Annotated in this window: 10 protein-coding genes; 7 read left to right on the forward strand and 3 right to left on the reverse strand. The window is 59.9% G+C overall.

Going from position 1 to position 12,008, the window contains the following annotated elements; genetic code table 11:
- Positions 1-58 precede the first annotated feature (58 nt).
- Both HMPREF2565_RS13075 and HMPREF2565_RS13600 read right to left on the reverse strand, forming a co-directional pair.
- On the reverse strand, positions 59-1,420 hold the full coding sequence (locus HMPREF2565_RS13075; protein ID WP_231732355.1) for an MATE family efflux transporter: 1,362 nt from the start codon (positions 1,418-1,420) through the stop codon (positions 59-61).
- Between the two features lie 658 nt (positions 1,421-2,078).
- Complete coding sequence (locus tag HMPREF2565_RS13600; RefSeq protein WP_141745926.1) at positions 2,079-2,879, reverse strand: DUF3800 domain-containing protein; 801 nt, start codon at positions 2,877-2,879, stop codon at positions 2,079-2,081.
- 331 nt (positions 2,880-3,210) lie between these two features.
- Between HMPREF2565_RS13600 and HMPREF2565_RS13085 the strand changes: the two genes are divergently transcribed.
- Positions 3,211-4,026: an HAD family hydrolase gene (locus tag HMPREF2565_RS13085; RefSeq protein ID WP_071407548.1), complete on the forward strand. Its 816-nt coding sequence runs from the start codon at positions 3,211-3,213 to the stop codon at positions 4,024-4,026.
- Here HMPREF2565_RS13085 and HMPREF2565_RS13090 read toward each other — a convergent pair.
- Complete coding sequence (locus tag HMPREF2565_RS13090) at positions 4,023-4,712, reverse strand: oxidoreductase (RefSeq protein ID WP_071407549.1); 690 nt, start codon at positions 4,710-4,712, stop codon at positions 4,023-4,025. The two genes, HMPREF2565_RS13085 and HMPREF2565_RS13090, sit on opposite strands and share 4 nt — an antisense overlap.
- Positions 4,713-4,816: 104 nt before the next feature.
- Between HMPREF2565_RS13090 and HMPREF2565_RS13095 the strand changes: the two genes are divergently transcribed.
- The 6 genes from HMPREF2565_RS13095 to HMPREF2565_RS13120 all read left to right on the forward strand — a co-directional run bounded on the left by HMPREF2565_RS13095 (position 4,817) and on the right by HMPREF2565_RS13120 (position 11,929).
- Entirely contained in the window at positions 4,817-5,311 is a 495-nt protein-coding gene (locus tag HMPREF2565_RS13095) for a phage holin family protein (protein ID WP_070527749.1), read from the forward strand.
- A gap of 89 nt (positions 5,312-5,400) precedes the next feature.
- The gene (locus tag HMPREF2565_RS13100; protein WP_071407550.1) at positions 5,401-6,303 is read left to right on the forward strand and encodes an alpha/beta fold hydrolase; all 903 of its coding nucleotides are present in this window, start codon (positions 5,401-5,403) and stop codon (positions 6,301-6,303) included.
- A 222-nt stretch (positions 6,304-6,525) separates the two neighbouring features.
- Positions 6,526-8,121, forward strand: coding sequence for a peptide ABC transporter substrate-binding protein (locus HMPREF2565_RS13105; RefSeq protein ID WP_070527755.1), 1,596 nt, complete (start codon positions 6,526-6,528; stop codon positions 8,119-8,121).
- A 217-nt stretch (positions 8,122-8,338) separates the two neighbouring features.
- A complete protein-coding gene (locus HMPREF2565_RS13110; RefSeq protein ID WP_010189948.1) occupies positions 8,339-9,265 on the forward strand; it encodes an ABC transporter permease in 927 nt (308 codons plus the stop codon).
- Positions 9,258-10,217, forward strand: coding sequence for an ABC transporter permease (locus HMPREF2565_RS13115; RefSeq protein ID WP_070527758.1), 960 nt, complete (start codon positions 9,258-9,260; stop codon positions 10,215-10,217). The genes HMPREF2565_RS13110 and HMPREF2565_RS13115 overlap by 8 nt, the downstream gene beginning before the upstream one ends.
- The gene (locus tag HMPREF2565_RS13120) at positions 10,217-11,929 is read left to right on the forward strand and encodes a dipeptide ABC transporter ATP-binding protein (protein ID WP_071407551.1); all 1,713 of its coding nucleotides are present in this window, start codon (positions 10,217-10,219) and stop codon (positions 11,927-11,929) included. The genes HMPREF2565_RS13115 and HMPREF2565_RS13120 overlap by 1 nt, the downstream gene beginning before the upstream one ends.
- Positions 11,930-12,008 lie beyond the last annotated feature (79 nt).

The following is a 12,008-nucleotide window of genomic DNA, read 5'->3' on the forward strand; positions in this document are numbered from 1 at the left end:
AGCCATACCTTTGTTTATCTACAATGGGTGATGAAACTTTTACCCCCTAACATTCCCGTTAAGTCAGTTCATTCAGTCGGCGGGAATATGTGCGTAGCAGCAGTACCGCCGTGGTTGCGAAACCCATGATGAGTCCTAACCAGACGCCATATCCTTCCCATCCGAGGAGCTTTCCAAATATCAGAATCCCGGGGACGCCAACCAGCCAGTACCCGACGAGGGTGCAGCGTAGCCCTGAGGTGGTGTCTTTCAGGCCTCTCAGTAGGCCCACTGCCACGTTTTGGATTCCTTTGGCGAACTGTTGCAGTACCGCGAGACATAGGAGCAGGACGGCAATGTGAAAGGTGGTGGGATCTGCCTCTTTTAAGAAAGGATGCAGTACCCACCTGCCCAACAGAAGCCACAGCGCGCCCATTATTCCCAGATACGTGACCACGACGAACAATATGCGTCGGGTAATCTCGCGCACTGAGTCGGCACTCTCGGCCCGAGCCCTTGTGATCAGCACCGAGCCGCCGTGAGAAAAGCCGATGCACACTTGGTAAACGATGTACGCCAGTTGGTTCACAATATTGTGCGCCGCTAGCATCTGTGGGCTAAAGGTCCCCATCACTAAACCGGCGATGGTTGTTATTGCAGCCTCCGAGCCATAGGTCAGACTGACTGGTACCCCGAGGCGGACGAGGCGGCAGATAGTCTCCCCATCTCCTTTACACGGAAGGATGTGGAAATAGGGCTGTAGCTCGGGAATGCGCAGTACCACAATCCGGAAGGCCAGGAAGGTAAGCAGTTGGATGACAGTTGTAGAAAGCCCGATGCCCGCTACCTTCCAGTGATCCGAGGCTGCCCATGTCATAAATAACCAGTTCAATGCGATATTTATAAATATCGATATCAGCGTGATGGTTAACAGGGAGCCGGGTTTTCGCATGCCCACGGCGAATTGGCGCAGGACGTTGAGCCACATCATCGGGACTAACCCGGGTGCGAGCGCAAGGGTCATGGCGAAGGTGAGTTGGGCAACGTGCTTGTCGATGGGCAGAACAAGGACCAATCCGCCTAGGGCGATGACCAGTAACGCGCCGAGAATTGCAGTGCCAGTGGCCACCGCGAAGGAGGAGCGCACAGCCCGCCGGATCTGTTCTGCTCCCGCCTCGCAATTTTGACAAGAGGTTTTCTCTTTTTCCATTTTTGCTGCTGCTTCAGCCACAAGATTTGCCCCGGCCGTCACCATGCCCACGCACATCGTGCGGATCTGGTTGTAAAGCTGCATCGCTAGGCCGCCGCCGGCTATCGCCAGTACGCCCACGGACTGCAGCATCAATACGTCCGTGGTGGTCAATGCAACTCCGGCGAGTTGTACTCCAGCGATGGGAAGGGAAATTCCCAGAACTTCGCGATATTTCCGGATGGATTTCAACCTCGCAGCCACCTTCAACTTCGGACTAACATTCGTCTCGGCCCTCGCTTCTCATCTTCTAAACCTCGCCCATTTTGGCGGCTGGTCTCCAATGTGCTGCGGTTTCTAGCGGTAGATACGCAGCACATCCGATTCATTTGCGGCCTCCAGGCCGTTGAAGCGAATGGCGCTGCGATACATCTGCACCAAAGTTGCAATCGGACGCTGCCGTCTGCACCATGGAAATTAGTGGTTCGCCCCTGCGGATTCAGCTGGTGCTGGCCGATGCCCCAGCGGTACCACCGTTGGTTGAGACCGAATCCCGTTCAGGGCTGGTGTTTGCAGCGGCAGAGACTCCCTTCGGAAAGTATAAAGATTATACCTAGTTTAGGTAAGGCTACCATAATTGAAGATTTCCACTTCAAACACTTCAGGTGGAAGGAGTGTGAAGATGGATAGGAGAGACGCCGGAAAACAACACGTTTTGTCGTTTAGGCCTCCACAATCCTCAGAATCGGGTTAAGGGTCAAAAGCAAATACCCCCGAGCCACGCTCGAGGGTATCGCAATAAGTGCGGTAAAGAATGGCTTGGTTAGCCATAAAACTCGGGTAGTAAGTCTGAGACTCGGCCCGAGGAGCGCTTGCTTTTAGCCTGCGGCTATGGCGTTCAGCGCCTCACCTAAGAGTATCGTTGGCGCTTCAATTCTGTCAATGACCTCTCATGGCTTGTCTCAATCTTCAAAAGTGATGTACGGCAGTCACTAAAATGACTCTCGCCTAATGCGGCCGCAATACCCTTCGAAAGCCGGGCCTTTGGCGAACGATCTTCCAAGAAAGCCTCCAACCCCACGTCTTCGATCTTTTTTCGCGCATGGAAAACCGAACTAGCAAGCAGATCTGCCACCTGTAGTGCCGGACAAGTCCGAGAATCCAGACTAACGGCCGTTGCAAACCGCTTATTTCCAAATCGATTGTTGAGAGAGTTCACTAGTGTGTCTCCGTAGGAAACCCCTACTGGGACATCAATGTGGTCGAGCATTACCACCCCAACTTCACGACGAGTAACCAGCCCCCGCAGCAGCCGATCTGTCGCGAACAAATGCCCTTGCCACTGTTCTCGACTACTCCACGGATCGAAATGCCTCTTGTCCAAAACAAAAGCTCCGAACGTGCACCCCGAGCTTATCGCTGCTCGAAAAATATCAAGCAAAATCGGTTCAGAGTGCTTAGTAACTTTCGAGAACTTAATCTCGTCAGCCTTTGTGAAGTTATTCCGCTCACGACATGCCTTAATCTCCCGCGAAAGGAAATCAGGATCCTTCGTGCGCACAGCCGCAACAACGAAATGCTTACCCAACGTGCCTTTACTTCCGGCTTCATCTACAAAGTAGACGGCACTTTCTGCAGCAAGCGGCAAACTCACCTGAGGAGGACCTGAACCCTTTTGGTGAGAAGAAGAATGTGCTTGATAGCTTGTCACAGCTGAGAGTATATCGCCGTGCTAGGACATCAAATATGTCTCAGCTCAATGGCCACAGGCGAGCCCGGTTTTTTGAAAAAGGTGATGGCCCGCGCCTCGGGGGGGTGTGCGCGGGCCATCGGTAACCCGGCATCGGGGGGTGCGCCGGGGCAGGCCGCACTGTATATCGGGGCCTTGCACCTGACATTATGACATGCGAAAGAAGAGATGACAACAGCGAAATCCAACATTCCTTGAGTTTTCTGGCAATATGTTTGCGCACTCCCGATTCTTCCTGCTAAGAGGCTACGATGAGCAGGGTAACTCGCACACTAACGGCAGGCCTTCCTCGATGACCGGTACCCCTTTCCCCACCGACGGCACCACCCGCGCGGCCGCGTTTTTCGACTTGGACAAAACGATCATTGCCACATCCTCGGCCTATGCCTTCGGCCGCGAGTTCATGCACAACGGGCTCATTACGCATGCGGAGGCACTCCAGCTGTCTTTAGCCAAGGCCAGCTATATGCTCGCCGGCCACAGTAGCGAGCACATGGACACCACCCGCGATCAGCTCGCCGCCATGGCCGCCGGCTGGTCCGTTCAGGAGGTCCACGACATCGCTGTAGAGACCATGCACACTGTGGTCACCCCCGCCATTTATGCGGAGGCACGCGCGCTTATCGACGCCCACCGCGCCGCCGGCCACGAGGTGGTGATCATCTCGGCGTCGGCAAGCGTGCTAGTCAAGCCCATCGCACAGGAACTGGGCATCGAGCACGTCGTGGCTACCGAGCTCGCCGAGGAAGACGGCCGGTTCACCGGGGAGATCCCGTTTTACTGCAAAGGCGCCGCAAAAGCTGAGGCACTGGCGCGCATTGCTCAGGAGCTCAACGTCGACCCCGATGCGTCCTTTGCCTACTCCGATTCCGCCACAGACATCCCGATGCTGGAGCAGGTTGGCCACCCCGTTGCCGTGAACCCGGACCGCCTGTTGAAGAAGCACGCCATCGCCCACGACTGGGAAATCCGCACGTTCAAACACCCCGTTCCGCTCTTTACCGCACCCAGCGCACGCGAATTCGGTATCGGCTCGGCGGTCGTTGCCGGCATCGCAGCCTTAGTGGTCGGCGGAATTTTATTTGCACGCCAGCAGCTGCGCGATTAGGCCGCTTGCGCGATGCCGTCGGCTTCGCGGGCGCCGGCCTCCCAGGCGTCGAGAAGCAGCCTAATGAGCACCGCCGGATCCTTGTCATAGGTATCCAACGCCGCGCGGTAGTCCGCGCGATGACGGTTGAGGTAGGTCTCGGGCACGGCGAAACCCCGCGGATCGAAGCCGGTATGGATAGCAGCGGTGCGCGCGGCGACGAGCGCCACAGCGGTGCTGCGCGCACCGAACAGCGAGCGCGCAGCAATCTCCGCGTGCAGCACCACCGGCAACAAGCGGTCAAAATCCATTCCTGTCCCGCGTGTGATGAGCTGTGCCAGCGCCTGCGCCACCGCCGGATTCTGATCCGGATGCCCCACGCCGCTCGCCGCAATATCGATGCTGGCCAAGACCTGCAGCGGGGCCCGTGCGAAGGTCCGCACCGTGGCGGCCTGTTTTTCTGGAGCGAGCAAGGAATAGGCGCTGACTGCGGGCGGGATACTGTGTGCGTCGAGCGGCGCACCGTCGATCGCCGCGGCCGCCCGCGCACCGCGCAACAGCGACTCGGAAGAAATAACGTCAAACTTGCGCAAGCCCGCGGGGCGGCGGTGCACGCGCGCAATCGCTGCGGCGGCAGAACCGGCTTTATCCTCCACCCCAGATAGGGACATCAGCGGGGTCAGCGGGTCAGAATGCGGCATACCCATTACAATAACGCCGTACCCACTTTGCGGGCCGCACCACATGAACTCTGGAAAGTTCATTACTATGGCCGATATAGATTGCGACAAAACAGTAGGAGTATTAAACCGTGAGCAACGACGGACTATTCACTGACGGGTCCAACAAGTTCGCCCCGAAGGTAGACGGCATTCCCTTGAGCGATGCGGATACCTCCCGCCGTGGCGAGGCATCCATCGGCCAGCTCGTGTCCAACGCCACCGAGCAGATGTCCCAGCTGGTTCGCTCCGAGGTCGAGTTGGCCAAGACCGAGCTCGCTGCTTCTGCCAAGAAGGGCGGCATCGGCGCGGGCATGTTCGGTGTGGCTGGCACCGTGGCGCTGTATAGCTCCTTCTTCTTTTTCTTCTTCTTGGCGGAGCTGCTGGCCGTATGGCTCGACCGCTGGGCGGCCTTCCTGATTGTCTTCCTCATTATGGTCGTCCTGGCCGCCGTCGTGGCCTTTATCGGCTTCAAGCAGGTCAAGCAGGTCAAGGCCCCGGAGAAGACCATCGAGTCAACGAAAGAACTCAAGAAGCTGGTTCCGGGTAAGGCTGAAAAGTCCATCGAGCGTGGTCTCTACACCTAAACCATCAGGTTCCGTTTAACTCTCCCGCCCCGAGCACATGCGTTCGGGGCGGATTTCGTCTGTGCACCCTTCCCATGAAAGGCCCGCCTATGAATCCCCTACCGCCCTCCGTAGTGGAGCTTGACGGCCCCTTTGAGCACGAGTTCCTGCACACGCGCGGCATCCGCCTGCACGCCGCCACCGCTGGCGACCCGGATGACCCGCTGGTGCTGTTGCTCCATGGTTCTTTCGGCGGGTGGTTCGACTTCCGGAATATCATTGCCCCGCTTGCCGCCGCAGGCTTCCACGTCGCCGCTCTCGACATGCGTGGCTTTGGCATGTCCGATAAACCGCCGCTCGAACCCGGCCAAGATATCCGCGTGGCGGTTGGTGATGTCAGCGGTGCCATCCGCGCACTGGGGCACGACGATGCCTACCTGGTCGGCGCGGATACCGGCGGTGCGGTGGCATGGGCGCTGGCCACCGAGCGGCCCGAACGGGTACGCGGACTGATCTCCGTATCGGCAGCGCACCCTGCAGATTTACGCCGCGCCGTCGCCGCACGCCCCTGGGACTTTGGGTGGGTTCTCCTGCGCGCGACATTGTGTCGCCTGGGAAAAATTGGCGCCCCAAGCCTTCTGCTACGGGAGTCCACCTACCTTCGGGAGATGGATCTCGACGCCCTCGGATCCTTCAGCGGCGCCGAGCGCGAGGAGGCCCTGCGCCTGCGCGTGACGTCGTCACGCATAGGAAACGTCCGCCGGGGAATCATCTGGAACCACCGACTGCGTACCGCCGTGGTTCCGCTAAGCTGGCTCGAGCTCACCCTGCAGTGCCCGACGCTGTTCATTCATGCCGATCAGATGCTCTGGCGGCCAGTTGCGCGGCGGGCGGCGCGGCGCTGCCGCGCGGGTTTCACCGCCACCACTATCCCCGGTTCCAAGAACCTGCCCTATCTTGAGAACCCGCATGGTTTTACTCAGACCATCATCCAATGGCTGCGAGATAGGTAACATTCACCGCCCTCCGTGCCCCACCCCTCTCAGGGGGATGGGGACTTTTTTAATTCGTTGACAAAACCGCAGGTTAAGAAAGAATACCTACCGCCCTATAGCTTTTATCACAGGACATATTTTTCAATTCCTTGTATATGAGACGAGCCACGCGGTAGCTTCATATAAAACCAACATCACAGGTTTTCTACATCTTTCGCACCACGGAGGTCTAAGCCCTACATGACGCTCAAGAAGACACTCGCTGCTCTCTCTGTCGCTACCCTGCCGCTCACCCTCGCGGCCTGTGGTGGCGACAACTCCGGTTCGGACTCTGCTTCCGGCTCTGGTGATGGCATCGTCACCGTCAACGGCTCCGAGCCGCAGAACCCACTAATCCCGGCCAACACCAACGAAGTCGGCGGCGGACGCATTGTCGATTCCATCTACGCTGGCCTGGTCTACTACGACGGCGATGGCGAAGCCCAGAACGAGCTGGCTGAATCCATCGAGCCGAATGACGACAACACTGAGTTCACCGTCAAGCTCAAGGAATCCACGTTCTCCGACGGCTCCCCGGTCACTGCCAATAACTTCGTGGACGCCTGGAACTACGCCGTGGCCAACGACCAGCTCAACGCATCCTTCTTTGCCAACATCAAGGGCTTCGAGGAAGGCGTCGAAAAGATGGAGGGCCTCAAGGTCGTCGACGACCACACCTTCACCATCGCCCTGAACAGCCCGGAGCAGGACTTCCCGGCACAGTTGGGCTACTCCGCGTTCTACCCGCTGCACGAGTCGGCCCTGGAAGACATGGATGCCTTCGGCCAGAACCCGATTGGCAACGGCCCGTACAAGCTGACCGAGTGGAACCACAACCAGGACGCCACCGTCGTTCCGAATGAGGAGTACAAGGGTGGCCAGACCCCGCAGAATGACGGCATCAAGTTCGTCTTCTACGCCTCCCAGGACGCCGCTTACGCCGATCTGCTCTCGGGCAACCTCGACGTTCTCGACGCCGTTCCGGACTCCGCTTTCGATGTCTACGACGCCGACCTCGGCGACCGTGCAGTGAACCAGCCGACTGCTATCTTCCAGTCCTTCACCTTGGGCGAGAACCTCGAGCACTACTCCGGCGAGGAAGGCGTGCTGCGTCGCCAAGCCATCTCCTATGCCATCAACCGCGAGGAGATCACGGACACCATCTTCAAGGGCACCCGCACCCCGGCCAAGGACTTCACCTCCCCGGTTATGCCGGGCTACTCCGAGGACATCAAGGGCAATGAGGTCCTGAAGTATGACCCGGAGAAGGCCAAGGAGCTGTGGGCTGAGGCTGACAAGCTCAACAAGTGGGATAACCCGACCCTGGAGATTGCCTACAACTCCGACGGCGGCCACAAGAGCTGGGTGGATGCAACCACCAACTCCATCAAGAACACCCTCGGCATCGAGGCAGTTGGCGCTCCGTACCCGGACTTCAAGTCCCTGCGCGATGAGGTGACCAACCGCACCATCAAGTCCGCCTTCCGCACCGGCTGGCAGGCAGACTACCCAAGCCAGGCTAACTTCCTCTCCCCGCTGTACAGGACCAACGGTTCCTCCAACGACGGTGACTACACCAACCCGGAGTTTGACAAGCTTCTCGACGAAGCCCTGACCTCCTCTTCCGAGGAAGACGCCATCAAGAAGTACACCGAGGCCCAGGAAGTCCTGTTCAAGGATCTGCCGGCTATCCCGCTGTGGTACTCCAACGCCACCGGTGGCTACTCCGAGAACGTCAACAATGTCGTCTTCTCCTGGAAGTCCCAGCCGGTGTACTACAACATCACCAAGAAGTAACGCCAGCCCCTGACTGCTTCGCACGACCCCCGCAACCACCGTGGAGCGGGGGTCGCCCCACGTTTTCACCCAGCACCCCCAAAGTGTGATTAGAAACGCGCTATAGATTTCTCGAAGCGTGGGATCACACATTAAAATTCTCATAAGCTTTGACCTGCGTCCCGAAATCCGGAGAACGCTGGCAAGCACCTGCCCACAACGAGTAAAGGACCACACTATGCTGCGCTATATCGGGCGCCGAGTGCTCCAGATGATTCCGGTGTTCTTCGGAGCCACCCTGCTCATCTACGCGCTCGTCTTCTTGATGCCCGGCGATCCAGTCGAAGCCCTTGGCGGTGACCGCGGCCTCACCGAGGCCGCCCGCGCCCGCATTGAGGCGGAATACAACCTCGACAAGCCGTTCATCATTCAGTATCTGCTCTATATCAAGGGCATCTTCATGTTGGACTTCGGCACGACCTTCTCCGGTGTTCCCGTGACCCAGGTGATGGCGAACGCCTTCCCGGTTACCGTGAAGCTCACCGTCATGGCCATCATCTTTGAATCCGTCTTCGGCATCCTTTTCGGCGTCTTCGCCGGCATGCGCCGCGGTGGCTTCTTCGATTCCACCGTGTTGGTCATCTCCCTGCTCGTCATCGCCGTGCCCTCCTTCGTTATCGGCTTCGTCTTCCAGTACCTCGTGGGCATTAAGTGGGGCGTCCTGCCGGTTACCGTCGGCGCTAACGCCACCGTGAAGTCCCTCCTCATGCCCGCCATGGTGCTCGGTGCGCTCTCCCTGGCCTACGTCATCCGCCTGACCCGCCAGTCCGTGGCGGAGAACCTGCGCGCCGACTACGTGCGCACCGCCCGCGCCAAGGGCCTCTCCAACGGTGCAGTGACCCGCCGCCACGTGCTGCGCAACTCGCTGATTCCCGTGGCCACCTTCATCGGCGCCGACATCGGTGCGCTCATGACCGGCGCCATCGTGACCGAGGGCATCTTCGGCATCAACGGCGTCGGCGGCACCATGTACCAGGCCATCCTGCGTGGTGAGCCGACCACAATCGTCTCCTTCACCACGGTATTGGTGATCATCTACATCATCGCCAACCTGCTCGTTGACCTCCTGTACGCCGTACTTGATCCGAGGATCCGCTATGCCTAATTTCGAGAAAACCACTCCCTATCCGGGCCAAGAGCACTTCGTCTCGGAAACCGATGAAACGGGTCTCGGCGCGGTCGATGCCGTCAAGGACGAGTCCGCGCCTTCCTCCCAGTGGGGCGAGGCATGGCGCTACCTGCGCCGTCGCCCGCTGTTCTGGGTTGCCGCCGTCATGATCCTCGTGGCCGTCCTCCTGGCCATCGCACCGGGTCTCTTTACTAGCACTGACCCACGCCTGTGCGAGCTGTCCAAGTCCCTCGCCCCCGCCGAGCCAGGCCACCCCTTCGGCTTCAACCGCCAAGGCTGCGATATCTACGCCCGCGTGATCTACGGTGCGCGCGCGTCGGTAGCCGTCGGCATCCTCACCACGCTGCTCGTCGTGGTGCTTGGTTCCATGATCGGTGCTATCGCCGGCTTCTTCGGCGGCTGGATCGACTCTGTTCTCTCCCGCATCACCGACATCTTCTTCGCCATCCCGCTGGTGCTCGCCGCCATCGTGGTCATGCAGATGTTCAAGGAGCACCGCACCATCGTCACGGTGGTCTTGGTGCTCGGCCTCTTCGGCTGGGTCTCCATCGCCCGCATCACGCGCGGTGCGGTGGTTTCCATCAAGAACGAGGAATTCGTGCAATCCGCGCGCTCCATTGGTGCGTCGAGCTGGCGCATCTTGTTCAGCCACATTCTGCCGAACGCGGCCGCGCCCATCATCTCCTACGCAACCGTGGCCCTGGGTACCTACATCGTCGCCGAGGCCACCCTGTCCTTCCTGGGCATCGGCTTGCCGCCGACGTTCGTGTCCTGGGGCGGAGACATCTCCGACGCGCAGGCTTCCCTGCGTGTTGCCCCGGCAGTCCTGTTCTACCCGGCGGGTGCTTTGGGCCTGACCGTGTTGAGCTTCATCATGATGGGTGACGTCGTCCGCGATGCACTCGATCCGAAGGCGAGGAAGCGTTAATGACTAAGCCACTTCTTGAAATGAAGGACGTCCACATCTCCTTCACCACGTCCACCGGCGTGGTTGAGGCAGTGCGTGGCGTCAACATGTCCATTTACCCGGGCCAGTCCGTGGCCATCGTGGGCGAGTCCGGTTCCGGTAAGTCCACCACGGCGATGTCCATCCTGGGTCTGCTGCCGGGCACCGGCAAGGTCACCGGCGGCCAGATCCTCTTTGAGGGCGAAGACATCACTCACTACAACAACAAGCAATTCGAATCGCTGCGCGGTGACAAGATTGGCTTGGTCCCGCAGGATCCGATGTCCAACCTCAACCCAGTGTGGCGCATCGGCACGCAGGTTGAGGAGTCTCTCAAGGCCAACCACGTGGTGGAGGGCTCCAAGCGTCACGAACGCGTGGTGGAGCTTCTGGAGGAAGCCGGGCTTCCCGACGCCGAGCGGCGCGCCAAGCAGTACCCCCACGAGTTTTCTGGTGGTATGCGCCAGCGCGCGCTCATCGCGATCGGCCTGGCAGCACGCCCGAAATTGCTCATCGCCGACGAGCCCACCTCCGCCCTCGACGTGACGGTGCAGAAGACCATCCTGGATCACCTGGAACACCTCACCGAGGAGCTGGGTAACGCGGTGCTCTTCATTACCCACGACCTCGGTCTGGCAGCCGAGCGCGCGGAGCACCTCATCGTGATGCACCGCGGCCGCATCGTCGAGTCCGGCCCGTCACGTGAGATTCTGCGCTCCCCGCAGCACCCCTACACGCGCCGGCTTGTCGACGCCGCCCCCTCCCTCGCCTCCTCCCGCATCCGCGCGGCCAAGGAAGCTGGTGTGGAGGCCAAGGAGCTGAAGTCGGGTGAGGCGATCGGCGCCGCCGTCGAGCCTGGCTCCACCGCTGCAGGTTCATCTTCCGCGGCTCAGGCCCCGGTCATCTCGGTGCGCAACCTCACCAAGGAATTCGATATCCGCGGCCAGCGCGGCGGCAAGAAGCTCCTCAAGGCTGTCGACGATGTCTCCTTCGACATCCGCCGCGGCACCACCCTGGCACTGGTGGGTGAGTCCGGCTCCGGCAAGTCCACGGTGGCCAACATGGTGTTGGGCCTGCTGGAGCCGACCTCCGGCACCATCGAATTCGAAGGCCGCGATACCTCGAAGCTATCGAAGCAGGAACTCTTCAAGCTCCGCCGCAAGATGCAGGTGGTTTTCCAGAACCCTTATGGCTCGCTGGATCCGATGTACTCGATTTATAAGTGCATCGAGGAACCCATGGCGCTGCACAAGGTGGGCTCGCGCAAAGAACGTGAGGCCCGCGTGGCCGAGCTTCTCGACATGGTCTCCATGCCTCGCTCCGCCATGCGCCGCTACCCCAACGAGCTCTCCGGCGGCCAGCGCCAGCGCATCGCCATCGCCCGCGCGCTCGCGCTGCGCCCAGAGGTCATCGTCCTCGACGAGGCCGTTTCCGCCCTGGACGTGCTGGTGCAGAACCAGATCATCCAGCTGCTTGCGGAGCTGCAGTCTGAGCTCAGCCTGTCCTACCTCTTCATTACCCACGACCTCGCAGTGGTCCGCCAGACTGCCGACGACGTGGTAGTGATGAAGAAGGGCCAGGCCGTCGAACAGGGCACCGCCGACGATATCTTCGAAAACGCCCAGCAGGAGTACACCCGCAACCTCATCAACTCGGTTCCGGGTATGCACCTCGATATCGGCACGGATATCTAGCTCAAGCGCGCCGACTACCCGTCAACCTTGCTGTGGTTGGCGGGTTTCGTCTTTAAGGGCTTAAGGATCCTGCCGTGGC

The organism is Corynebacterium sp. HMSC072A04, assembly GCF_001809235.1.
GTDB lineage: Bacteria > Actinomycetota > Actinomycetes > Mycobacteriales > Mycobacteriaceae > Corynebacterium > Corynebacterium hiratae.